This window comes from Oceanisphaera sp. (genome assembly GCF_048268965.1).
GTDB lineage: Bacteria > Pseudomonadota > Gammaproteobacteria > Enterobacterales > Aeromonadaceae > Oceanimonas.
The window spans coordinates 80,500-105,699 of the sequence record NZ_JBLWUK010000001.1; the positions used below are offsets into that span (position 1 = coordinate 80,500).

General features: G+C 54.6%; 20 protein-coding genes. 5 read left to right on the plus strand and 15 right to left on the minus strand.

Going from position 1 to position 25,200, the window contains the following annotated elements:
- Positions 1–9: 9 nt before the first annotated feature.
- Positions 10–4,368 (minus strand): ATP-binding protein, encoded by a 4,359-nt coding sequence (locus ACN0VL_RS00395; RefSeq protein ID WP_417614015.1) that lies wholly within the window; start codon positions 4,366–4,368, stop codon positions 10–12.
- Positions 4,369–4,698: 330 nt separating this feature from the next.
- Between ACN0VL_RS00395 and chrA the strand changes: the two genes are divergently transcribed.
- Entirely contained in the window at positions 4,699–5,844 is a 1,146-nt protein-coding gene (chrA, locus tag ACN0VL_RS00400) for a chromate efflux transporter (RefSeq protein WP_417614017.1), read from the plus strand.
- A 122-nt stretch (positions 5,845–5,966) separates the two neighbouring features.
- Here chrA and ACN0VL_RS00405 read toward each other — a convergent pair whose 3' ends face one another.
- From ACN0VL_RS00405 to zntR, 5 genes are all read right to left on the minus strand, one after another.
- Positions 5,967–8,441 carry a heavy metal translocating P-type ATPase gene (locus ACN0VL_RS00405; RefSeq protein WP_417614019.1) on the minus strand — a complete coding sequence of 825 codons (2,475 nt, stop codon included), beginning with the start codon at positions 8,439–8,441 and terminating at the stop codon, positions 5,967–5,969.
- 154 nt (positions 8,442–8,595) lie between these two features.
- Positions 8,596–9,000: a Cu(I)-responsive transcriptional regulator gene (gene cueR / locus ACN0VL_RS00410; RefSeq protein WP_417614021.1), complete on the minus strand. Its 405-nt coding sequence runs from the start codon at positions 8,998–9,000 to the stop codon at positions 8,596–8,598.
- A gap of 247 nt (positions 9,001–9,247) precedes the next feature.
- Positions 9,248–9,448: a heavy-metal-associated domain-containing protein gene (locus ACN0VL_RS00415; protein ID WP_417614023.1), complete on the minus strand. Its 201-nt coding sequence runs from the start codon at positions 9,446–9,448 to the stop codon at positions 9,248–9,250.
- A gap of 87 nt (positions 9,449–9,535) precedes the next feature.
- Positions 9,536–10,819 (minus strand): purine/pyrimidine permease, encoded by a 1,284-nt coding sequence (locus tag ACN0VL_RS00420; RefSeq protein ID WP_417614025.1) that lies wholly within the window; start codon positions 10,817–10,819, stop codon positions 9,536–9,538.
- Between the two features lie 40 nt (positions 10,820–10,859).
- The gene (gene zntR, locus ACN0VL_RS00425; RefSeq protein ID WP_417614027.1) at positions 10,860–11,288 is read right to left on the minus strand and encodes a Zn(2+)-responsive transcriptional regulator; all 429 of its coding nucleotides are present in this window, start codon (positions 11,286–11,288) and stop codon (positions 10,860–10,862) included.
- 207 nt (positions 11,289–11,495) lie between these two features.
- On the opposite strand from zntR, the gene purH reads away from it, so the two are divergent.
- The 3 genes from purH (at position 11,496) to ACN0VL_RS00440 (ending at position 15,508) form a co-directional block, all read left to right on the plus strand.
- Positions 11,496–13,079, plus strand: a complete 1,584-nt coding sequence (gene purH, locus ACN0VL_RS00430; protein ID WP_417614029.1) for a bifunctional phosphoribosylaminoimidazolecarboxamide formyltransferase/IMP cyclohydrolase — start codon at positions 11,496–11,498, stop codon at positions 13,077–13,079.
- A 222-nt stretch (positions 13,080–13,301) separates the two neighbouring features.
- Positions 13,302–14,591, plus strand: coding sequence for a phosphoribosylamine--glycine ligase (gene purD / locus ACN0VL_RS00435; protein ID WP_417614031.1), 1,290 nt, complete (start codon positions 13,302–13,304; stop codon positions 14,589–14,591).
- A gap of 548 nt (positions 14,592–15,139) precedes the next feature.
- Positions 15,140–15,508, plus strand: coding sequence for a hypothetical protein (locus ACN0VL_RS00440; protein ID WP_417614033.1), 369 nt, complete (start codon positions 15,140–15,142; stop codon positions 15,506–15,508).
- A 53-nt stretch (positions 15,509–15,561) separates the two neighbouring features.
- Here ACN0VL_RS00440 and ACN0VL_RS00445 read toward each other — a convergent pair whose 3' ends face one another.
- From ACN0VL_RS00445 to ACN0VL_RS00460, 4 genes are all read right to left on the minus strand, one after another.
- Complete coding sequence (locus ACN0VL_RS00445) at positions 15,562–15,918, minus strand: sirohydrochlorin chelatase (RefSeq protein ID WP_417614035.1); 357 nt, start codon at positions 15,916–15,918, stop codon at positions 15,562–15,564.
- Position 15,919: 1 nt separating this feature from the next.
- Complete coding sequence (locus tag ACN0VL_RS00450) at positions 15,920–16,345, minus strand: hypothetical protein (protein WP_417614037.1); 426 nt, start codon at positions 16,343–16,345, stop codon at positions 15,920–15,922.
- A 107-nt stretch (positions 16,346–16,452) separates the two neighbouring features.
- Positions 16,453–16,725, minus strand: coding sequence for a nucleoid-associated protein HU-alpha (gene hupA, locus ACN0VL_RS00455; RefSeq protein ID WP_188628235.1), 273 nt, complete (start codon positions 16,723–16,725; stop codon positions 16,453–16,455).
- Between the two features lie 386 nt (positions 16,726–17,111).
- The gene (locus ACN0VL_RS00460) at positions 17,112–17,975 is read right to left on the minus strand and encodes an NAD(P)-dependent oxidoreductase (RefSeq protein WP_417614039.1); all 864 of its coding nucleotides are present in this window, start codon (positions 17,973–17,975) and stop codon (positions 17,112–17,114) included.
- A gap of 245 nt (positions 17,976–18,220) precedes the next feature.
- Here ACN0VL_RS00460 and ACN0VL_RS00465 point away from each other — a divergent pair, with 245 nt between their 5' ends.
- Complete coding sequence (locus ACN0VL_RS00465; RefSeq protein WP_417614041.1) at positions 18,221–19,369, plus strand: GNAT family N-acetyltransferase; 1,149 nt, start codon at positions 18,221–18,223, stop codon at positions 19,367–19,369.
- Positions 19,370–19,671: 302 nt separating this feature from the next.
- Here the strand turns inward: ACN0VL_RS00465 and ACN0VL_RS00470 are convergent, their stop codons facing one another.
- The 5 genes from ACN0VL_RS00470 to ACN0VL_RS00490 all read right to left on the minus strand — a co-directional run bounded on the left by ACN0VL_RS00470 (position 19,672) and on the right by ACN0VL_RS00490 (position 25,122).
- Positions 19,672–20,271, minus strand: a complete 600-nt coding sequence (locus ACN0VL_RS00470; protein ID WP_417614043.1) for a DUF938 domain-containing protein — start codon at positions 20,269–20,271, stop codon at positions 19,672–19,674.
- 225 nt (positions 20,272–20,496) lie between these two features.
- The gene (gene astD / locus ACN0VL_RS00475) at positions 20,497–21,984 is read right to left on the minus strand and encodes a succinylglutamate-semialdehyde dehydrogenase (protein ID WP_417614045.1); all 1,488 of its coding nucleotides are present in this window, start codon (positions 21,982–21,984) and stop codon (positions 20,497–20,499) included.
- Complete coding sequence (gene astA / locus ACN0VL_RS00480; protein WP_417614047.1) at positions 21,985–23,001, minus strand: arginine N-succinyltransferase; 1,017 nt, start codon at positions 22,999–23,001, stop codon at positions 21,985–21,987. It lies immediately after the preceding gene.
- Positions 23,002–23,077: 76 nt separating this feature from the next.
- Positions 23,078–24,292 carry an aspartate aminotransferase family protein gene (locus tag ACN0VL_RS00485; RefSeq protein ID WP_417614049.1) on the minus strand — a complete coding sequence of 405 codons (1,215 nt, stop codon included), beginning with the start codon at positions 24,290–24,292 and terminating at the stop codon, positions 23,078–23,080.
- Between the two features lie 248 nt (positions 24,293–24,540).
- Positions 24,541–25,122, minus strand: a complete 582-nt coding sequence (locus ACN0VL_RS00490; protein WP_417614050.1) for an anthranilate synthase component II — start codon at positions 25,120–25,122, stop codon at positions 24,541–24,543.
- Between the last annotated feature and the right edge of the window lie 78 nt (positions 25,123–25,200).

Below are 25,200 nucleotides of genomic sequence, written 5' to 3' on the forward strand. Positions count from 1 at the left end.
CCCTAACCATTAACCGACTGTCTTTTCAACAAAGTCAATTACGGCGTCCACTTCCATCTTGAATAGCTCAATCAAACGGGAAGCAACTCCCCCCTGAGTGTGATTACAAAGGCTTTCCATTTCTTCGCACAGGGCTCCCAACCGTATGGCCCCAATGGAGCGTGATGATGATTTCAATGAGTGGGCAATATCGGCCAGGCGTCGATTATCTTTACTTTCCCATGCATCCAGTATCAGCTTGCTTTGCTCATTTATCGTGCGCAAGTACTCGCCGAGCAATTCATGAAGCAGGGCTTCATCGTCACCAATCAAAGATTTGAATATATTAATATCGACAGATTGATGGCTTTTTTGCAATGCACTATCAAGAGAAACAGATATATCACCTGAGGATTGTTCAGGCAACTGGTTTGAAAGCCAACGTGATATCACGGCATGAAACTTGTTGAGTTCCAGAGGTTTGGTCAGGTAGTCATTCATACCAAGCTCAAGACAACGCTCCTTTTCTTCTTTGAAGGCATTGGCTGAAATCGCAATAATGGGAATATCCTTGTTCAGCCCCAACTCGCTGCGGACGAATCGAGTTAGCTGGTATCCATCCATTTCCGGCATGCTAAGATCGGTAATGAGCAAGTCATAGTTTTTTTCACGTAACAAATGCAGCGCTTGCTGCCCATTGCTCACTATCTCGGCCTGGTATCCTAACAGCGACAGCTGTTTATTAATCACCTTCTGATTCACAACATTATCTTCGGCAATCAATATCGAAGCTTCATTACCAACAACGTCCGGTAACTTTTCATTACTGTACTTCACGTCTAAAATGGCGGTCTTTTCCGGTATGGGAACGACTCCGGCAGCCCCAGCAACTGCCTGCACAAAGACATCACGTTTGAGTACGTTGGCATCCATGACCACATGGTCTTCATCTACCCGGCGGGGGGATCTTCGTCTGCCGCGTTCCAAAATAACAAATCGAATCTGGTGCTGTGGCCACAGGCGAGCAGCCTCCCTTAATCCCTCAACGGAAAAGCCCTGCTCGATGGCATCATATATCCAGATACAGAGCCCGGGAGCATAGAGATCACTTGCCTGTATGGCAGCCTCCAGATCTGACACATAATTGACCTGAGCGCCTTCATGACGAAGGTAACAGAGCAGATCATCACTTATGTCGTCTATCCCTCCGATAACCAGACAAGGCACTCCGTTTATCGGAGAGACCAATGAAGTATCCTTGCTCGCCATTTCATCCTGTGCAAAGGGCAACTGTACAGTGAAGCAGGCACCACAGGCCTCCTCACTTTGCAGGCTGATACTGCCCCCCAGTAATTGAACAAGGCGGCTGGTTATCGCCAGGCCGAGGCCGGTTCCCCCAAAGTTTCTCGTGGTTGATACATCCGCCTGAGTAAAGGCATTAAATATTGTTTTCTGCGCCTTTTCATTTATCCCAACACCATTGTCGGAGACGGTGAAGCTCGCGCTCAGCTCCCGATCATTCTTACTGGCAAGCATGACACCGACTCTCACCTTGCCCGGTTTTCTTCCGCTGGAAAATTTGATGGCATTGTTAACCAGATTAATGATGATTTGGCGAACCCTAAAGTCATCACCAATCAGGTTATCCGGTAATAAGGGGTCAATAAACAAGGTCAACTCTACCCCTTCTTTTACTGCCTGGTAGTCCAGCATGTCACAGGTTTTTTCAATAATATCCCTGATTGAAAAAACCTGGTGTTCAACTTCTATTTTCCCCGCCTCTATCTTTGAGAACTCCAGTATCGAGTCAATCAATTCAGATAGCGATATTGCAGAGTAATTGATCAACTCCAGCATTTCATGCTGCCGGTGGCTCAGCTCCGTTTGTGCCAATACATCAATCATGCCGACCACGCCATTTAATGGTGTGCGTATCTCGTGGCTCATGGTTGCCAGAAAGTAGGATTTGGCCTGGTTCGCTTTTTCCGCCTCTAAACGAGACTCTTGCAGCTCGGCCGTGCGCTCGACAACCCTGTCTTCAAGTTGCTCGGTCAGCTGTTGCAGCTCTTGCGTTCTTCTGTCTACTTTTTCTTCCAGTGACTGATTCAACTCAAGCAACAAGGCTTCTTTCTTATGCAACTCCACTGCTATCAGTTTTTCCTGGTGCACATCCACATGCACACCGGACATGGTTATCGGCGCTCTTTCATCGTCGTATTGCGATACCTTTCCTCGGGCACGGATCCAGTGCCATTCACCGCTGCTTGATAACACCCGATATTCAGCCATGTAATTGTCATTATGCCGCTGCAGGTGGCTTTCGAGCTGCTGTAGCACTTCACCTTTGTCTTCCGGGTGAATTAATGTGATCCAGTCGTCTATGCAAGTAAACTGTTCCAGCTTGTACCCCAGCATGCTGGCATAAGAGCCTTTTACCACCAGCTTATTGGTTACAACGTTCCAATCCCAGTAGCCCAGCTCACTGCCATCCACAATACGATTCAGTACTTTTTCATTTTGCTCCAGCTTTTTCTCGGCTATTTTTCTTTCGGTGATGTCGTGTGCAGCCACTATCAGCTTTCTGACGTTATAGGCATCATCAAAAACAGGAATAATATTGAGATCCAGTGAGAAAATATCCCCATTCATTCTTCGTAGCTCTAGATCCCTTCTGACATTGGTACCTAGTAATGCCACATTAAGATCGTCACTTAACCAAGTCTGTTCTTGTGGCAAGTCACGCAACCAGGGACTCGAGACAAAGCTCTTGCCAACCACCTCGGCTATTGACAAGTGATAAGCATCTTTAACTGTATTGTTTAACCAGTTAATACGCCCACTACTATCCAGCTCTACAATGTAGCTGGTCATGTTATCCAGTATTTCCGAGAACTCTCTTCTCGAGTCATTCAACATCTTTGTACGACGTTTTATTCGCCGGGCAATATGTGCGTTTTGCTTGGCGATATAAATGACATAAAAAGTAACAAAAAATGCCAGCAAGGTGGCACTGACGGCGTAAGCTTTCATGTTTGCCGACTGGCCCGCCTGCCAGGGGCTGGAGGGCCAGGTTTCCAGCTTTATTTTTTTATCGCCAATGTATTCATAGTCATTACTCCAGTCCGGCGCACTTTCCTTGTTGATATCCGTTCTGTTATCCGACAACAGGACAGTTTCTTCCTCATCAAGAGAAGAAAGCGTGAGCCTGAAGTGAACACCGGACGCGGCCAACCTTTCACTGAACAGAGTCGTAACGTCATCGAAATATATCAAGCCGCTCACAAATCCGATAAACGCCTTTTTTCTTTCACTTTGGCTGTCTAGCGCTGGCGTTAACTCGCTGTTATACACAGGAAGAACATAATGCCAGGCATCTTCTCTGTCGATATTGCTGCCGTTCAAGAGCCTCTGGTTGATGAAGATGCTTTGCCTGTTGGAGATGGCATATTCCAGCCTTTCCGAATATTCATTCTCTATCCCCCTATCGAAGCCGGATATTAGCGCTCGGTAGCCGTCGCCTTGCGCCCCTGATACGCTGGGAGTCCAGCCTATTTCTTTAACCAAACCGCTATCCAAAGAGCGCTGCGTAAAACGTCGAAACTCACCCAGATCAACCTGCTGACTACTGATGATGAAATCGCCAGTCGCCTTCACGGTTTCGCTTAAAGCGAACAACGTCTGCCTGAGGTTGTCCTGTAACACCTCGCTGCGTGCCTCATGCCGCTGCTGGAAGTCCAGTTTTTCTATGCGCCCCAGAGCGTGAAAAGCGAGAATCAGCACCACTATGACGAGCAGAGGAACGATTTGTAACTGCCTGATGTGCTTGTTAAAGCCAAGGTGAGAGAGCGAGCGGGATGTCAGAGGCAGCATGAGCGGGGCAAGCAACATCACTCCCAGGCTGTCTCCCATCCACCAGTAAATCCAGCTTCCGGCAATAGATTCAACCGGGATCCTGGATAACAGATACAGGGTGCCTAAGCTAAGAGTGGGTGCTATGGCGCCGGCCACTGGCACGGCTATCAATATTGCCTTGAATACCCTGCGCTCGCTGATGACACGCTTTTTATCCGCGACAAGCGCCACCATGGCACAGGCGCCAACGATGGCAGACAGACTGGCCCCCACTCCGTCCACGGCCGTCATGGTGAGCACAGTCAGCTCAAGGTCATGTTCCGCCAGCACGAAGCGGTGCAGTACGTCGGATGCAACAGAGCCCAGCCAGATCATGGGCCAGTAACGCCATCCCCACATCAATAGATAAAATACCCCCAGGCCCGCCGCAGGCCAGACAGGAGAGGTATATGCCGGAGGAATAGCCAACAGTCTGCCAAACTCAGCCAGCAGGAAATAACCAACAAATACAATGACTGCTCGCCGAAGAATTAACATCCCTGTTTACCCGACTTTATATGATGACTAAAGTAATACTCGTTAGATTAGACATCTAACCATACAAAAACCAGTTAAAATGAATGGGTTGTGAGCCGTTTAATATTATGGATAATGAACATGGGTCAATTTTACCTTACAAAATATTACCCAGATACCTTCTGGCAACACAGAAACACCAGCATAAACGCCAGGCAAAGCAGTAAATCAGAAGATCTCACCTGAGACAGATAAAAATAAACGCGCAATCGTTTTTACCTTTTCATTGTCACGCGTTTTTCACGTCAAATTGTTATCATGAATATATTTTTCTTCTTGGTGACTTCACGCATGCTTCACGTATTCTGGCAATTCTTCAAACTGGGCTGGATAAGCTTTGGCGGACCGGCTGCGCATATCGGCTATTTTCAGCGTCATTTCATTCACAAACTGGGGTGGATGCCCCAGGACCGCTTCGCCTCTACGTTGGCGCTGTGTCAATTTTTACCGGGCCCGGCATCCAGCCAGCTGGGATTTGCGCTGGGCTATCAACGTGCCGGACTTTGGGGCGCCGTGGCCGCCTTTATCGGCTTTACCCTGCCCTCTTTCCTGTTGATGCTTGCTCTGGCCCTGGCGGGTAATGCCTGGGCCAGTCAGCCCGCGGCACTGGCCATCGTCACCGGGCTTAAGCTATTGGCTCTGGTAGTGGTCGCCGATGCGGTGTTGTCCATGGCCAGACAGTTTTGCCGCCAGAAAACCACGCTCACTCTGGCCGTGCTCGGCGCGGCCTTGTTATGGCTATTCCCGGGCCTTGCCACTCAGTTTGTGGTGTTAATCGCCGCCGCCCTGGTGGGTATCGCCTTGCTCAAGGGCGAGCCCGCCGAACACACGCAAGCGCTGGGCGTAAACTGGCCGTTTTTACTGCTGTTTTTTGGCTTGTTGCTGCTGATGCCCTTGCTGAGCCTGACCGATACCGCCGCCATTTTTGCCGACTTTTATCAGGCGGGTAGTCTGGTGTTTGGTGGGGGACACGTGGTGTTGCCCCTGTTGCAAAACACGCTACCCGAGACACTTTCCGAGGATGTATTTTTAACCGGTTACGGCGCCGCCCAGGCCATGCCGGGCCCCATGTTCAGCCTGGCCAGTTTTTTAGGCGCCGAGCTTTACCCTACCTCCCCAATTCTGGGCGCGCTGGCGGCGACCCTGGGCATTTTTCTGCCCGGCTTTTTATTGGTATTGGCGCTGCAGAACAGCTGGCATGCCTTGGCCTCACGACCTTTAATGGCAGGCGCGGCTCGCGGCATTAATGCCGCCGTGGTGGGATTGTTGCTCTCGGCCTTGTATCAACCGGTTTTTGTGAGCAGCATTAGTGTGAACAGCGAGACCGCCGCTCCGGCACTCGCCGCGGCCGCCATCGGCTTGCTGGCACTGCGCACCTTGCGCTGCCCGGTTCTGGTACTGATCCCCCTGTTCATGCTGCTGGGGTTTTGGCTGTAAAGGACAGTAAAGAGGAAATGGTGAGTGGTGAGGTGTAATACGCGAGTCTGCAAACTCAGTGTTTTGCGCTATACCCACACCCCACACCTCACACCTCACACCTCACACCTCACGCTTTGCCACTAACGGGGCTGAAAACGCTTCAGTCTCAATGCGTTCGCGACCACAAATACGCTCGACATGGCCATGGCGCCGGCGGCCAGCATAGGCGAAAGCAAAATGCCGTATAACGGATATAACACCCCGGCCGCCACCGGGATCAGACAGGCGTTGTAGGCAAAGGCCCAAAACAGGTTTTGCCGAATGTTGGTCAGGGTAGCCTGACTGATGGCCAGCGCATTGGGCACCGCCCGCAAGTCGCCGCCCATAAGAACCACTTCGGCCGCCTCTATCGCAATGTCGGTACCAGTGCCGATGGCCAGGCCCACGTCCGCCTCGGCGAGGGCCGGCGCGTCGTTAATACCGTCCCCCACAAACGCCACCGGGCCATGCTGCTTGCGCAAGCGCTGCAAGGCCGCCACTTTACCGTCGGGCATGACTTCGGCTGCTACTTCATCTATCCCCAACTGGCGGGCAATGGCCTCGGCGGTATGGCGGTTATCCCCCGTGATCATGGCCACTTTCAGCCCCAGATCATGCAAGGCCTTGATGGCATCCGGTGTGCCCTCTTTAATGGGGTCGGCCACCGCAATAATGGCGGCCAGCTGGCCATCGATGGCCGCATACAGCGGGCTTTTTCCTTCTTTGGCCAGCAGTTGTGCCCTGTTGCCGAGTGCACTCAGGTCATAGCCAAGTTGGGTAAGATAACGGTCGGCCCCCACTTCGACTTTTTTACCTTCCACCCTGGCGCTGACACCCAGGCCGGAGTGCGACTGAAAGTCTTCCGGGCTCGCCAAGGTGAGCTCGCGCGCCCGGGCCACCGCCACTATGGCCTCGGCAATCGGGTGCTCGGAGTGCTGCTCGACCGCGGCGATGAGCGCCAGGGTGTCGTTTTCTGCAAAGTCGGGCATCAGCTGCAGGTCGGTTAACTCCGGCCGGCCTTTGGTAAGGGTACCGGTTTTATCCAGCGCCACCACTTGGGTATTGCGCAGGGTTTGCAGGGCCTGGCCTTTACGAAACAGGACTCCCAGCTCGGCGGCACGGCCCGTACCCACCATAATGGAGGTGGGTGTCGCCAGACCCATGGCACAAGGGCAGGCGATGATCAGCACCGCCACGGCGTTAATCAAGGCAAAGCTGAGTGCCGGTGTGGGACCCAGCCACAGCCAGGCCGCAAAGGTTAATGCGGCAATGGCCATGACCAGCGGCACAAACACCGCCGTCACTTTATCGACCAGGGCCTGAATGGGCAGTTTGGCGCCCTGGGCCTGTTCGACCATGCGAATGATTTGTGCCAGCAAGGTGTCTTTGCCGATCTTGGTGGTGGTAATGCTCAAGGCGCCATTTTTGTTGATAGTGCCGCCTACCACCTCATCGCCCTGCTTTTTTTCTACCGGTATCGGCTCGCCGGTAAGCATGGACTCGTCCACATAAGAGCTGCCCGACAGCACTGTGCCATCCAGCGGTATGCGCTCACCGGGTCGCACCAGCAGGCAGTCGCCTACTTGCACCTCGTTCAGGGGCACTTCCTGGCTGCTACCATTGCGTTGTACCCGCGCCGTGTTGACCTGCAGGCTCAACAAGCGCTGTATGGCTTCGCCGGTGCGGCCTTTGGCCCTGGCTTCCAGAAAACGTCCCAGCAAAATCAGGGTGATAATCACGGCGGCGGCTTCAAAATACACATGCTGAGTGCCGGCAGGCAAGATGTGGCCGGCAAACAGTACCACCACCGAAAAGCCCCAGGCCGAGACGCTGCCCAGCGCGACCAGCGAGTTCATATCCGGCGTGGCACGCAACAAGGCAGGGATGCCAAGACGTAAAAAGCGCCGGCCCGGCCCCAACAGCACCAGGGTGGTTAACACAAACTGAATCCCCCAGTTGAGCGATTGCCCCAGGGTGGCCTGAATCCACTGTGCCATACCAGGGATGATATGCGCGCCCATTTCCAGTATGAAAACCGGCAACGCCAGCGCCAGCGACCAGCCAAAGTCGCGCTTCAGGCTTTGTTGCTCGAGCGCGTGGCGCTCGTCATCGTCTTCGCGCTGTTCCGATAGTGGCTTGGCCTGATAACCGGCTTGTTTGATAGCGGCCACCAACTGGGCTTGTTCCACATTGCCCACCAGGGCACTCACCTGTGCACTTTCTGCGGCCAGATTCACATTGGCCGAGATCACCCCGGGCAGACGCAGCAAGGCTTTTTCTACCCGCCCCACACAAGAGGCGCAGCTCATGCCGATAATGGTGAGTTCAAACTGCTCGCTGCGGATTTGATAACCGGCCTGGGTGATGGTGTCGGTTAATGCCGTCACCGAGGTGCCCGCGGTCAAACTGACGTCTGCTTTTTCGCTCGCCAGATTAACGTTGGCCGCCGTCACGCCCGGTGTCTTGAGCAAGGCTTGTTCTACGCGACGCACGCAAGAAGCACAGCTCATGCCGGTAATGGGCAGCTGTATGTGTTGCTCGTCGGGGGAAAGGGTATGAACTTTGGCAATGGTCATGATCCGACTCCTCGATAGGGTTTATGACCCGAGCTTAAAGCTTCCCACAAGGGGAAGGTCAAGCCTTCTGTAATAAACGTGAGGGGTGAAGTGTGAGGAGTGAGACGAAAGACACTGAACTTGCCGGTGGGTTAGATGCCTTGCTCGTTACGCCTCACCCCTTACGATCAGTTGCGGTCGAAAGCTGTTCGAGAATGGCGCAGGCGGGGCCCTCGTCACCGGGGCAGGCGTTGATCATTTGCTGCAGCGTGGCTTGCATGGCCGCCAACTCGCGCATCTTGTGCTCCACTTCCTGCAAGTGCTGCTGCGCCACCTGTTTGACCGCGCGACTGGATCGCTCCGGGTCTTGCCACAGGCACAGCAGCGCATCAATCTGGGCGATGGAAAAACCCAGCACTCGCGCCTGGCGAATAAATTTAAGCACGTCAATATTGTGCCCATCGTACTGGCGGTAGCCCGCCGCGCTGCGCTTTGCCGGCTTAAGCAGCTTTATCTGTTCGTAATGGCGGATCATTTTGGCCGACAGGCCGCTTAGCTTTGCCGCCTCACCTATGTTCATCTCATTCCCTGCTGTTTAAATCATTGAAGGGAGTACGTTTAGTGATGTGAGTACCGTGGCAAAAGAGATCTTAAAAACTATCTCGCCACGGAATCCACAGAACCCACGAAAAAACATTAAGAAAAAATTGAGCTTAAGAAAACACCTTATTAGTAAGATTTTACCAGAGGTATGTACTTTCGCTCTGGTCTTGTCGCTCTACTTCTGTGGGTTCCGTGGATTCCGTGGCAAAAATGTACTTTCGCTTTTAGTCGCTTTGTTTCGGTGGATAGCCCGCGTCGGTCAACGCATTAACAAGCTGCTGCGGGGTGCAACGGCTGTTTACGGTAATGGTGTGGTTAAGCAAATCAAACTCGATTTCACACTCGGCGTCCAGTGCCGTTAACGTGTCGTTGATCACACCTACACAGTGGCCACAGGTCATGTCGGGCAAGGTAAACTCAGTCATGTTCATTTCCTTAAATTAGGGTGATTTTTACCCAGTAAAATAATGGCTAACATTCGGGTTATTATTGACCTTACCATCAGGGTAAGGTCAAGGGGTTTTACGCCACAGCTGCTCCATGGTCAGGGCAATCAGGGTTCCGGTCAACAAGCCATTACCCAACAGATATTGCGCCAGGCCTGGCCAGTCACGATACAAGTCGGGTGGCAAAAACATACAGCCTACGCCTAACAGCATGGTCACACCTAAAATAGTGCCGGCTCTCTGGTCGAGCGGATACCGGGTCAATAGCTGAAAAGCCAGCACCACCAGCTTGACAAAGGTGGCCAGCAAGGCGGCGTTGGCCACCGGTGCCGGTAGCAAAGATAACAAGCCCACCGCAGCAGGAAACAGACTCACCAGCGCCAGCAAGACACAGGCCAGCATAAAGGGGGCCCGCCTTTGATCGCCGGTAAGCTGAACAAAGCCCGCCGTGACCGGCAACGGCACCACGGCGATGGTCGACAGGCCACCGGCCATCATATGACTCACTCCCGAGGTCCAGCTACTGCGATTCAGCGCGTCTTTCATCGTCGGCTGCGGCCCGCTTACCACAGAGGAAACCGCGGTTATCGCCGCCACCTGATTGGAAATCAATAACAGCGAAAACAACACCGCCACCACCAGCATGCCGGTGTCGAGCCGGGGCGCGCCAAAGGCAAACACCTCGGGCCATTGCATGCCAGAGCCGACATTCGGCAAGGCGGCTGCACTTAAGCCAAACAGCGCAAAGGCACCCCATCCCAGCACTATGCCCACCAGCATGGCATAGGTGCGTATCAGGGCATGACGACTGAACGAGCACAGCAAGACGCCGATAAATACCAGCAGGCCAATCAAGGCCACCGGCATGGTCATTACGCCACTGCTCGGGTCGGTCACCATGCCCCGCACAAACACTCCGGACAGCTGAATCACCAACAGCAACATAAAGCAGCCCGTCACCAGCGGCGTAAACAAAAACAGTAAACGGTGGGTTTGTTTTGCCAACCCCAGCACCAACATGATGGCCCCGGCCACCATTACGCCACCGGCCAGCAAGCGCAATATTTCACCGCCCTCATAACCCTGCGCGCGGCCAATATAGGCCATGACCACAAACACAATCGCCCAGGATCCGGCCGGACCGTCGGCGATCGGATAACGGTGCCCCAGGGTGACTTGTAACAAAGAGCTCAGCCCCACCAGCAGCAGAGTGCGCTGCATCAAGCCGGTAATGTCTGCGCTTTCCAGGCCAAAGGCCTGGCCCAGCACTATGGGCAGCGCCAGGGCATTGGCGAGTAAAAAAACAAACCACTGGCTGACACTGAGGCCCCAGCCAAAACGAGACTGCATAGGTAACTCCATCCCCCTTCGAATAGCTGACAGCTCCGCGCTAGCGGGCGTTATTGTCGGCGGTGAGCTGCTTGCCATCCAGCGCTTCTAAAATAGAACAGTGTTCGGCACTTTCCAGGCCGCCACAGCAGGCGTCGGACAGCTGCTTCAACGACTGGCGAAACTGCTCCAGCTCGGCAATGCGCTCGGCCACATCCTGAATTTTTGCATCGGCCACGGCTTTTACCTCGCGGCAGGTGACCTGGCAACTGCTTACTCGCAGCGATAACAGCTCATCGATTTCTTTCAAGGTAAAGCCCACCCGCTTGCACCGCAGAATAAAATGCAAGCGTCGCTTGTCTTCCTCGTTATACAAACGATACCCGGCCGGGCTACGCAGGCTGGGGGAAAGCAGGCCTTCCTTTTCATAAAAGCGCAGCGTATCGGCTTTTACGCCAAAGTGCTTTGCCAGTTCACCAATTCGAAACATTTGTTCGGCTCCTGCTAGCTGACTCCAACTCCCAAACTTGTTACACCTGAAAACTCTTTATACTAAAATAAATAGTCACACAAGCCGGGACAAAATAAAGTAGAATATGCCGCCTCCGTTCTGGCGTACCAGGCGGTTTGGTAAAGTCGACGATCGATCGCCGGTTTTACCAAACCCCCCGATTGATCGTTAAAGGAACGAGAACCCATGGAAACTGCTCGACCCATTCGCCGTGCTCTACTGAGTGTGTCTGACAAAAACGGCATCGTCGCTTTTGCACAAGGCCTGCACGCCCGCGGCGTAGAACTGCTGTCTACCGGTGGCACCGCCCGACTGCTGGCCGAACAAGGCCTGCCCGTCACCGAAGTATCCGACTATACCGGTTTTCCGGAAATGATGGATGGCCGTGTTAAAACCCTGCACCCCAAGGTGCATGGTGGCATTCTTGGTCGTCGCGGCCAGGACGACGCAATTATGGCCGAGCATGCCATCCAGCCCATCGACATGGTGGTGGTTAACCTCTACCCGTTCGCCAATACCGTAGCCAAGGCCGATTGCAGCCTCGAAGATGCCATCGAAAACATCGATATTGGTGGTCCCACCATGGTACGTGCCGCCGCCAAAAACCACAACGATGTTGCTATCGTGGTTAACGCCCGTGATTACGACCGTCTGCTGTCCGAAATGGATGCCGGTAACAACAGCCTCACCCAGGCTACCCGTTTCGATCTGGCCATTGCCGCCTTTGAACATACCGCCCAGTACGATGGCATGATTGCCAACTACTTTGGCACCATGGTACCGGCCTATCACTCGGCCAGCGAAGGCTCTGCCTTTCCGCGTACCATCAACTACCAGTTCACCAAGAAGCAGGATCTGCGCTACGGCGAAAACAGTCACCAGAATGCGGCTTTCTACGTGGAAAACGATATCGATGAAGCCTCCGTTGCGACCGCCACTCAGCTGCAAGGCAAAGAGCTGTCGTTCAACAACATCAATGATACCGATGCGGCTCTGGAATGCGTGAAAGAATTCGACGTGCCAGCCTGTGTGATCGTCAAGCACGCCAACCCTTGTGGTGTGGCGCTGGGCGACAACCTGCTGGAAGCCTACGATCGCGCTTATCAAACCGACCCAACCTCGGCTTTTGGTGGCATTATTGCCTTTAACCGTGAGCTGGACGAAGCCACGGCCAAGGCCATTGTCGAGCGCCAGTTTGTAGAAGTCATTATTGCTCCCAGCATCTCCGATGCCGCCAAGGCAGCCGTAGCCGACAAGAAAAACATTCGTTTGCTGGAATGCGGACAATGGGGCGATCGCACCCAGGGCCGTGACATCAAGCGCGTGAACGGCGGTATTCTGGTACAAGACCGGGATCAGGGAATGGTCGGCCTGGATGACCTTAAAGTGGTCAGCAAGCGTCAGCCTACCGAAGCTGAGCTGCAAGACTTGCTGTTCTGCTGGAAAGTGGCCAAGTACGTCAAGTCCAACGCCATCGTTTACGCCAAGGGCGCACAAACCATAGGTGTGGGTGCAGGTCAGATGAGCCGTGTTTACTCAGCCAAAATTGCCGGCATTAAAGCCGCCGACGAAGATCTGCAGGTTGCGGGTTCCGTAATGGCATCCGACGCCTTCTTCCCGTTCCGTGATGGCATAGACGCCGCTGCCGCTGCCGGTATCAGCTGTGTGATCCAGCCGGGTGGCTCTATGCGCGACGACGAAGTGATTCAGGCCGCCGACGAGCATGGCATGACCATGGTCTTCACCGGCATACGCCACTTCCGCCACTGATAAGAAGATACGGGCGGTACTGCTGAGCGGTTGGTCGTCATCGGGGTAGGGGTATCTCACGCCGACACGCTTCAAGCACGTCCCTGTGACGCTCAGCACATGGCATCCCTGCCATGTGATGGTCGACTTAGAGATATCCCCTACCCCTCTCTAATCGACTGAGCGGTACTTTACAGGCCCGTAGTTTCCTTCGTTTGCTTTAATAATTTAGAGGAACAGACCATGAAGGTATTAGTCATTGGCGGTGGCGGTCGTGAACACGCCCTGGCCTGGAAAGCCGCCCAATCACCTAACGTCAGCCAGGTATTCGTGGCACCCGGCAACGCCGGCACCGAGCTCGAACCCAGCCTGACCAACGTGGCCATTGCCGCCACCGATATTCAGGACTTGCTGGCGTTTGCCAAAAAAGAACAGGTCGCCCTCACCATAGTCGGCCCGGAAGCCCCCCTGGTTGCCGGTGTAGTGGATCTTTTTGAAGCCGAAAACATGGCCATTTTCGGCCCCAGCGCGGCCGCCGCCCAGCTGGAAGGTTCCAAGGCCTTTACCAAAGACTTTTTGGCTCGTCAGCAGATCCCCAGCGCCGACTATCAGAACTTTACCGAAGTAGAGCCAGCCCTGGCCTATTTACGGGAAAAAGGCGCGCCTATCGTGGTTAAAGCCGACGGTCTGGCAGCCGGTAAAGGCGTAATCGTGGCCATGACGCTGGAAGAAGCCGAAGCCGCGGTGCGCGACATGTTGTCTGGCAACGCCTTTGGTGATGCCGGCAGCCGTGTGGTGATCGAAGAGTTTCTGGATGGCGAAGAAGCCTCCTTTATCGTGATGGTCGACGGCGAGCATGTGCTCCCCATGGCCACCAGCCAGGATCACAAGCGCGTTGGCGATGGCGACACCGGCCCCAACACCGGCGGCATGGGTGCTTATAGCCCGGCGCCTGTGGTGACCCCCGAAATCCATGATCGCATTATGGAGCAGGTGATCATGCCTACCGTGCGCGGTATGGCCGATGAAGGTCATGTTTACAAAGGCTTTTTGTATGCCGGCCTGATGATAGACAAGGCCGGTCAGCCCAAGGTGATCGAGTTTAACTGTCGCTTTGGCGACCCGGAAACCCAGCCGATTATGCTGCGCCTGCAATCCGATCTGGTTGAGTTGTGCCTGGCCGGCTGCAAGGGTGAGCTGGACAAGGTAACCGCCGAGTTTGACCCGCGCGCCTCTGTGGGTGTGGTGCTGGCGGCCGGTGGTTATCCTGGCCACTATCGCCAGAATGATGTGATCAGCGGTATCCCGGCCGAAACCGACATCAGCAAGGTCTTTCATGCCGGCAGCAAATTCAAAGACGGCGAGTTGCTCACCTCCGGTGGCCGGGTGCTGTGTGCCACCGCTCTCGGCAACACGGTAACCGACGCTCAGGCTAACGCCTACGCGGTTGCCCGCCAGGTAGAGTGGGAAGGCGTATTCTATCGCCACGACATCGCCTACCGCGCCATTGAACGTGAAAACGAAGCGTCTTAAACCAAAGCGCTAAGCCATAAGCTGAGCAATAGCTCATAACTGATGTGGATTATGAGGCTGGTTTGCCTTTATCGTCACCCTCGCGAAGGAACGTCATCCTCGCGCAGGCGGGGCCGGGGGTCCAGTGACTTTGCAGGCGACTCGCAGTCTGACAGTTTTGCACCACAAGTCCTAGATTCCCGCCTTCGCGGGAATGACGGAGAGGGGCGCAGGAGTAACGACAGAGCCACACCTGTTATGCGGCATTACCTATCAGCTGCAAGACAGAGCAGGCCGCCCTCGCAACAGGGCGGCTTTTTTGTGTCCAATCATCTACTTGTAGTAGCTGCTTTAGCTGCTAAATCCTGCGCAGCAGGATCTGAAACGCAGGTTCAAAACATTACGGCAAGATATGACATATCCGTGCTGAGGTTTGGCTACGCCACATTGCACAGCGGTCGCAGTGCCTGCACAGGCAGCCAGGCGCTCGACGCTGTTCTCATCTACCCTTGATCTTGATGCTGCTCACGCACAGTGAGCCTTTGGTCAAACTTCAAAGGAGATAAAATATGTTTACCAAGGCATTGCTCGGATGTGCTCTCATGTTCAGTGTGCAGGTACTGGCGGCCCCCATACACATCGCCGATAGCCCGGAAGGGGAGATCCTGACGAATGAAGCGGGCATGAGCTTGTATGTGTTCGATAAAGACGAAGCCGGCACCAGCAACTGTAACGGCAGCTGTGCCGATAACTGGCCACCCCTGATGGCCAGCAAAGCAGACCAGGCCGAGGGTAATTACGGCATTATTACTCGGGCCGATGGCAGCCTGCAGTGGAGCTATCGGGATCAGCCCCTGTACCTGTGGAAGCAAGACAAGGGGGCAGGCGATATTTCCGGTGATGGCAAATTTGATGTATGGCATCTGGCCAAGCCCTGAGCCGGACGGGCCATCATATAAAAGTGAGATAAAAAGAGCCCTCTGGGCTCTTTTTAAAGCTGGTCGGCCAGCCAGTCGGCAAAGCCGGGCAAGGCCCCCAGATGAGGTAATAGCGTTAGGGTAACATCCGGATATTGCGTGCGTTTTTGCTCAAGCACGGAAGGCAAATCGTTGACCACATGCTTGCCCTGAGCCAAAAAATACGGAAACACGCTGATATTTTTGGCCCCTACCGCTACCTGTTGATCAATCGCCTGCTCCAGGCTGGGCTCGGCCAACTCCCAAAAGGCATGACCCATCACATCGAAGCGTACTGTCATTACCTGAGACAGACTCTGGGAAAATGTGGCAATTTCCTCGTTGGCTGCCACGCGGCGACTGCCGTGGGCAACCAGAATAAAGCCGTTCATACTACTCCTTTTTACGCTTAACCACGGGTTCCTGTGCCGCCAGTACATCTACACAGTAATCCCAGCTCGCAATACGATAATGCTGAATATCCTTGTCCAGATGCATGCCCTGGCTTTGCTGGTGAAACCAGATCAAAAAACGGGAAGGGGTAATCAACTGAATCTGGCTGTCGGAACCGAACTCGTCATCGTCCATCAAGTCCAGCACATCGGACCCGGCCAGTACGCGATAACCAAACAGGTGATCAAACTGTAACTGATAAATGACCCGAGGCGGAATGTCCATTTTGGTGGGCATGCCCATCGCCAGCAGCAACTGCCCCGTCCATACATCCTGATACACCTCGGTAAGCATGAGCCCTGTGGTTAAGCCACGGGCGCCCGACCAGGGTGTGGCCATTTGTCGAATGGTATTTACTTCCATCATCGCCTCCCAAACGTGGGAACAGACAGGATTAGTTATAACAATCTAGTGGTCATGGGTACAAGTAGAGAGGAAAGAAAAAACCCGGCGAAAGCCGGGTTGAGAAGCAATTACTTGATAGCGTCTTTTAATGCTTTGCCGGCAACGAAAGCAGGAACGTTGGCAGCGGCAATCTGAATTTCATTGCCGGTTTGTGGGTTACGGCCGGTACGGGCAGCACGGTGATTAACCTTGAAAGTACCAAAACCGACCAGTTGCACCGGATCACCTTCTTTCAGGCTTTGGGTGATACCGTTCAGAACTTCTTCCAACGCGGCCTTGGCCTGTACCTTATTCAAATCTGCCTTGGCGGCAATTGCATCAACAAGCTGAGTCTTATTCATAGGGGATCCTTTCTCACTTGGCATTAAGTGGTTACCCACTCTATTCAAATTTAAGCGTCAAGCAAAGCCTTTGTCTTGCAGCCCAACATCAAGTGTCGTTGTTTTGTGCAATAATTGCGGAAAACATCACATAACAACCACAAAAAATGCCCTCAGGCGGCGGTTAATAACGCATCCAGCATAGCCGAGGACACCACAGGCTGCCAGCTCTCACGCGACTTTCGGCACAATACAAGCCGTTTGCCGGCACCATTCCGACAAAAGCAGACCGGCAATAAACGAGCCTCACTGCCGCCCCGACTGCTTGAGCAGGATTTAGCAGCTAAAGCAGCTACTACATTCGTGCTGTATGTTAGCCTCGCGCTCTGTTCTGGCCTAATAGGCTGTCAGGATTCCAGATCCTTGATGACCACGGTAGAGTCATAGCGGCCAAAGCCCTCGGCCAGCAGTTTTTCGTATACCTGATGTACATGCTCGGTCAGTGGCAATGTCAGCCCCTGTTGCTCGGCTTCGTCCAGACAAATGCCCAGATCCTTGTGCATCCACTGCGCCGCAAAGCCAAAATCGAACTTGTCTTCCGCCATGGTTTGCGCGCGGTTTTGCAACTGCCAGCTTTGGGCGGCACCACCGGCCAACACATCAATCAGGGTTGGAATATCCAGCCCCGCCTTCTTGGCGATCATCAGACCTTCGGCAATGCCCTGCACGGCACCAATCACACAGATCTGGTTGACCATCTTGCAGCGCTGACCGGCACCAACAGGCCCTAAGCGAGTCACTTTTTTACCGTAGGCCGCCAACACGGTTGCCGCCTCGGCCACATCGGCCTCTGTGCCGCCCACCATTATGGTCAGGGCGCCATTTTCGGCTCCCAGTTGCCCGCCGGACACGGGCGCATCAATAAAACGCACTGCCGTTTTTGCGGCCGCCGCCGCCAGCTCTTCGGCCAACGTAGCCGAGGTAGTGGTGTGATCCACCAGCAGTGCACCGGCTTTCATGCCCGCCAATACGCCTTCCTCGCCGTATACCACGGAGCGCACGTCGTCGTCGTTGCCCACACACACCATGACCATGTCGGCGTCTTTTGCCGCCAGGGCAGGCGTAGCGGCATGAGTGCCCCCGTGGCGCTCGACCCAGTCGGCCGCCTTGGCGGCGCTGCGGTTATACACACACACCTGATGCCCGGCCTGCTGCAGGTGACCCGCCATGGGAAACCCCATGACACCCAATCCGATAAATGCCAGTTTCATTACTCTACTCCTGTGGTTTTTATGCTATTAAACCTGTTTTTGCCACGGAATCCACTGAACCCGCGGGAAAATAGAGATAAGATCTGAAAAAACTATCTAATGGTTAAACCTTAAACTTAATAAGCCTTTAGTCATTTTTCGATCTTGTGTAAGCTCGATTTTCCCGTACTCATCCGTGCCTCTCGCAGTAAGGAGTCGTGGCAAAAACTCTTGGGTCTTCCATCTTACTGATAAAGCAGGTCGCTATGCCTTCCCCCGAATTGGTTTTTATCCCCGCTATTACTCAAATTGATGCCAACCACTGGGATGCGCTGTTTACCGACGGCTACCCCTTTACCCGCCACGGTTTTCTGCAGGCGCTGGAGGAAGGCGGCAGCCTGGGCAAAGACACCGGCTGGCTGGTGCAGCATGCCTGCCTGTATCAGGAAGGACGGCTGATTGCCGCCATGCCCTGCTACATAAAGACTCACTCCTATGGGGAATACCTGTTCGACTGGGCCTTTGCCGAGGCTTACCAGCGCCACCAGCTGGACTATTACCCCAAGCTGGTCTGCGCCATCCCCTTTACCCCTGCCACCGGCCCCAGGCTGGGGCTGGCACCCGGTTATCAGCCGGTACAGGTGATGCCCTGGTTTGAACAGGGCCTGCTTGCCCTGAGCGAGCGCATTGGCGCCAGCGGCTACCAGTGCCTGTTCTGCGAGCCCGAGCTGGAAGAGCCGTTACAGCGCCAGCATTGGCAACGGCGGGTTAATGTGCAGTTTCACTGGCTGAACCGGGGCTATCGTCATATGGACGACTTTCTTGCCCGGTTCAGCTCCCGCAAGCGCAAGAACCTGCTGAAAGAGCGGGCCCGGGTGCAAAACAGCGGCATCCGTTTTACCACTCTGAGCGGCGATGCACTCACCCCGGAAGTCTGGCAACAGTTCTATCGCTTTTATCGGCGCACCTACCAGAAACGGGCCGGTCATAACGGTTACCTCACCCAGAAAACCCTGCTGTTGTGGGGCGAATATTGCCGGGATCAATGCGTGCTGTTTGCCGCCTGGCAAGATCAGACCATGGTGGCTGGCGCCCTGTGCTTTCGCTCACACAACACCCTCTATGGTCGTTACTGGGGCTGCGAACAGGAGCTGGAATTTCTGCACTTCGAAGCCTGCTATTACCAGGGCATTGAATACTGTATCGAGCATGGGCTGACCCGCTTCGATGCCGGGGCCCAGGGCGAGCACAAGCTGCAACGCGGCTTTGAGCCCCGTCTCTGCTACGGCTACTTCAAGCTTTTCGAGCGGGGCTTCAATGACGCCATTGCCGACTACTGCCGGCGGGAAGAAGAGCAGATGCACCAGTATCAGGCACAATGTCGGCAACAGTTACCGTTCAAGAGTGAGAGCTGAGGGGGTTGGGGGTTGGGGATTGGGGATTGGGGAATGGGGATAAAACGCCGCATAACAGATGGTGGGTTTTGTAGGCGCATATTTATTCGCGCGAATTTGATGTTATTCCAGCTACGCTGGCCGCCGAATAAATGGGCGGGCTACAAAGCACGCCGGGTGGTGATGGTGATTATGTGTTTTGTAGATCTGCTTTAGCTGTGCAATGTTGCGTAGCGACATTCTGATAGATCATCGTTTCAGTTTTGCTGCGCAAAACCAGCCAGCTAAAGCAGGCATCTACAGAGTGCGGTGTTGTAGCGGCCCTACCCTAGATAGTTAAACACCAGCAGTCGGTTGTTGGCGGGCATGGCGTGATCCGCCTGCAGGGTTAACCCGTGCTGCCCGGCCAGCGCGGTCACATCCGCAATATCCCGTATCCCCATATGGGGAGTCTGGCTCTGCAGCATGGCGTTAAAGGCCTGGTTGCTCGGGCTGGTAAAGCGACCTTGGTAATTGAAGGGGCCATAGATACAGACCGCCGCCCCAGGTGCCAGCACCCTTTCCAACCCGGCGAACATGGCCTTAACCTCGGACCAGGCCATGATATGCAGGGTATTGGCGGTAAATACCCCCCGATACTGCTCCGCCGGCCACCGCGGCTGGGTAACATCCAGCACCATCGGCCGCAGCAGATTAGGCAGATCCGCCTCGGCAAACCAGAGCGACATGCCGGGAATATTCTCGGCCCTGTCGCTCGGCTGCCACTGCAGATGGGGCAGGCCCTCGGCAAAAAACACCCCGTGCTGGCCGGTGCCACTGCCTATCTCCAGCACGGTACCCGGCCGGTCAAACACCCGTGCCAGCACCGCCAGAATCGGCCGTTTGTTGTTTTCACAGGCCTGAGAAAAAGGCTTGTTGGTCATTAATAGATTTCCTTCATCTCTCAATCAAAATCCCCTTTATGGTAATAGGTAGCGCTGCCTACCGGCTGGGCCAAATGCCGATGCACCTTGACTTTATCAGCCTCCCCTGCAGCAACGGAAAATTGTCGTATATGAGGATATTCCAACCGCAACCGTCTTTTGTAGCCCGGCGCTTTAGCTGCCGGGCCTGCGGTTGTTACAAAAGATGGCTAACATACCCCTAGCTTAAAAGTGCAACCCAGGAGACAAATTCTCAGGCATGCTGACCTTGTCGTCTTCTACCGAGGCTACCGGATAGGCACAGTAGTCGGCGGCATAATAGGCGCTGGCCCTGTGGTTACCACTGTCGCCCACCCCGCCAAAAGGCGCGGCCCCCGAGGCACCGGTAATGGGTTTGTTCCAGTTAACAATGCCGGCACGAATGCGGCGGAAGAAGTAATCCCAGTCTTGCTGATAATCCGACAGCAAACCCGCCGACAAGCCATAACGGGTGTTATTGGCCACGGTTAATGCCTCGGCCAGATCGCCATAGCGGATCACCTGCAGCAAGGGGCCAAAGTATTCTTCATCGGGCAAATCAGTAATGGCCGTCACGTCGATAATGCCCGGCGATACCAGGCCGGTATCTGCCTGCAATGATTTCAGCATCAGCAACGATTGCCCCCCCAACGCCAGCAAGTGCGCCTGGGCCGCTATCATGCCCTTGGCGGCCTGAGGGGAAATCAGGGAGCCCATAAACGGCTGTGGTTCGGCATCGTAAAGCCCCACCTTGATGGCCTTGGTAACCTCCAGCAATCGCGCCAGAATGCGATCCCCCGCTTCGCCCTTGGGTAACAGCAAGCGACGGGCACAGGTGCAACGCTGGCCGGCGGTAATAAATGCCGATTGCACTATGGTGTGCACCGCGGCATCGGTGTCGGCGACCTCGCCTACCACCAGCGGGTTATTGCCGCCCATTTCCAGCGCCAGGATCTTGCCTGGCTGACCGGCCAGCTGACTGTGCAGCAAATTACCGGTGCGTGACGATCCGGTAAAAAACAGGCCGTCTATATTCGGGTGCGACGCCAGCGCCTGACCGGTGCTCACTTCCCCCTGCACCAGGTTCAACACTCCGGAAGGCAAACCGGCCTGCCCCCACAATTTCACCATTTCCTCGGCGACCCTGGGCGTGAGCTCGGAGGGTTTGAACACCACCGTATTACCGGCAATCAGGGCCGGCACTATGTGTCCGTTGGGCAAGTGTCCCGGAAAGTTATAGGGGCCAAATACCGCCACCACGCCATGGGGCTTGTGTCGAAGCACGGCTCGCCCCCCGGCCATGGGGTTTTCTGTGGTGCCGGTGCGCTCGAAGTAGGCTTTTTCCGACAGCGCTATCTTGCCAGCCATGGCTGCGGCCTCGGTCAGGCTTTCCCACTGCGGTTTACCGGTTTCTTCTGCTATCAGTCGCGCCAGTCTTTCCTTGTGCTTTACCAGCAAGTCGCCATAACGCTTGGCAATGGTCAGGCGCTCACTCACGTCTCGCTTGGCCCAGGCCACACTGGCGTTGCGCGCCGCCGTTATGGCAGCATCTACCTGGCTGGCACTGGCGGCAGCACCACGCCAGATTTCTTTATTTTTAGCCGGATCCCGTGATGTGAACAAGGCCCCCTCACCGGCTAGCCATTGCCCATTAATATATTGAACCGCTTCACTAGCTTGAATTGCTTGAGTCATCTATATCTCCACTAGCCGGACGGTATCGCCGTCTTCCACCTTGAGCAAGCGGGCCACGTCTTCGCCAAGCACCGCCTGCGCTTTATCTTCATTAATCGTCACCTCGGTAACAAGGGCACGAAAATGGGTAAATTCGGTATTACTGATCAAGTGCGTCTTGCCCTGAGTCACCTTGCCAACATGCACCTTCAGCTGGCGACTGGTTCGTACGGTACGAATTTGCGACAGCTCGCATTCTACGCTGGGGCCCGCATCAAAAATGTCGACGTAACCACGCCAGGTAAAGCCTTCTTCTTCCAGCATGCGCAAGGCAGGCCGAGTGTTGTCGTGGGTCAGCCCAATCACGGATTTCGCTTCTTTAGACAGCAAATTCACGTAGATCGGAAATTTTGGCATCAGATCGGCAATAAAACCTTTCTGGCCAATACCGGTAAGATAGTCGACGGTAGGAAAGTCCATCGAAAAAAAGTGCTCTTGCAGCCAACACCAAAAAGGGCTGTTCCCTTTTTCATCGGACACGCCGCGCATTTCTGCCAGCACCCGGTGATCAAATAATTCGCTGAATTCCGCCAGGAACAAGAAGCGGCACTTGGACAAGAGGCGCCCGTTCAGTCCGTGGCGCGCCGATTCCCGCAAAAACAGCGTACAGAGTTCGCTGACCCCGGTGTAATCATTGGTGAGCGTGAGGGTGTCTACCACATTGTAAATACCCAGCCGCGGCGAACTGTGCACCTGCTTGCCCAGCAGGTAATTATAAAAGGGAGCAGACAAGCCTACCGCGGCGTCGATGGCACAGGTGCCCACCACTTCGCCGGTACTGCTGTCTTCGGCCACAAAAAAATACAGGCACTCGCCCTTGCCCGCCGGTCGGCTGGCGAAGGAAGCGATGGAAAGATCTATCTTGTTTTGTAGCAGCTCGTCGTTTACCGGCAGTGAGGTAAAACCATGGCCAGACTCAATAGCGAACTGCTTGAGGGTGGGTAAATCATTTTGCTCTATGGGGCGGATCACCAGCATGCAGCACTCCTTGTTTCAGATGGCGACCAGAGCGAGGCCATCCTGCCCCGCTCTGTATGGCTATCGCCTGAATAGATTAGCCGTTGACCACCTTGGCCACGGCCCGTTCAAACCGCGCCAGACCTTCGATGACGTCTTCTTTGCTGATCACCAGCGAAGGAGCAAAACGCACCACGTTGGCTCCCGCCACCAGCACCATGAGCTGCTCGGCCATGGCCGCTTGCAGAAAATCGCGCGAGCGGTCTTTGAACTGCTCGTTCAACACGCAGCCCAGCAACAAGCCTTTGCCTCGAATTTCTTCAAAACAGTGGTATTTGCCGTTAATGGCCGTCAGGCCCTCGCGGTACCAGGTTTCACGCTCTTTCACGCCATTTAACACGGCGGTGGTGTTCACCGTATCAAATGCCGCTTCGGCCACGGCACAGGCCAGCGGGTTGCCGCCATAGGTGGAACCATGAGTGCCCGGTTTGAGTGAAGCCGCAATGGCGGTGGTGGTGAGCATGGCACCAATGGGGAAGCCGCCGCCCAATGACTTGGCGCTGGTCAGAATATCGGGAGTCACACCCAAATCCATATAAGCGTACAGGGCACCAGTGCGGCCCACTCCGGTTTGCACTTCGTCGAAGATCAACAGCGCATTGTGTTGATCGCATAGCTCGCGCACTGCCCGCACATAGTCGGGATCCGGGCTGATAATGCCGCCTTCTCCCTGCAAGGGCTCCATGACCACGGCACAGGTGTTGTCGGACATCATGGCTTTAAGCGCCGTGATGTCGTTGTAGTCAACATGGTCAATGTCGGCCGGCTTGGGGCCGAAACCATCAGAGTAGGCGGCCTGACCGCCGACGGTCACGGTAAAGAAGGTACGGCCGTGAAAGCCCTGATTGAAGGCAATAATCTGTGTTTTCTCGGCACCGAAGTGCTCCAGGGCGTAACGACGTGCCAGCTTTAATGCGGCTTCGTTGGCCTCGGCACCCGAGTTACAAAAATAGACTTTTTCGGCAAAGGTGGCATCCACCATCTTGCTGGCCAGGCGCAATGCCGGCTCATTGGTCAGCACATTGCTCACATGCCAGAGCTTTTCGCCCTGCTCTTTCAAGGCGCCAACCAGTGCCGGATGGCAGTGGCCCAAACAGTTAACCGCAATACCACCGGCAAAGTCGATGTACTCCCGGTTTTGTTGATCCCACACGCGAGCCCCAAGGCCGCGCACCGGAATCACCTCGGCGGGGGCATAGTTGGGTACCATCACTTCATCGAACCATTCGCGGGTGACTGCCATATCAGACATGCTTACTCCTCCAGTACCGCAGTTTGCTCTGCGACAAAAGTTAAATCCATGTGAATATACAAGCATTATTGCAAACAACCTGTGACCTGTCTCTACAAAAAGCAAACAGTGCAGTCGTTTATCCGGCTGATTTAAAAGAGTTAGTCAAAGATATTGCATAAGCTCGCACTCAAAAGGTCAGGTACACACCTGACACCACTCCATAGTGCATAAAAATGAGTTTAAGCGCAGCAAGAAAGCGCGAGCACTTACAACAAGCGCAGAAAGTTCTGCAGCAGTTGATGACCCCCTTCGGTCAGAATGCTTTCGGGGTGAAACTGCACGCTGTGCAACGGCAGCTCCTTATGTTGCATGCCCATGATTTCGTCTTGCTCACCGGTCTCGGTTTCACTCCAGGCGGTCACGGTAAAACAAGACGGCAGGCTGGCCGCTTCCACTATCAGCGAGTGATAACGGGTGACTGTCAGGGGATCGGGCAAGCCAGCAAACAAGCCGGCCCCCGTATGGCGAATGGCCGAGGTTTTGCCATGCATCACCTGCCGCGCCCTGATGACTTGCCCACCAAACGCCTGAGCGATGGCCTGATGCCCCAGACACACACCCAAGATCGGCAGTTTACCGGCAAACTCGCTAATGGCCGCCAGCGATACCCCCGCCTCGTTCGGCGTACAAGGGCCGGGAGATATTACCAGCCCCGCCGGTTGTAAGGCGGCGATCTCATCCAGGGTGATGTCATCATTACGACGCACCGTTACCGCTTGCCCCAGCTCACCAAAATACTGCACCAGGTTGTAGGTAAAAGAATCGTAATTATCGAGCATCAGTAACATGAGCGCTGTATCCGTATGATTTAGTGATTAAAGGAGTAAATGAGCAATCGCAAGCAAGCCTGTATACCCGCAATAATA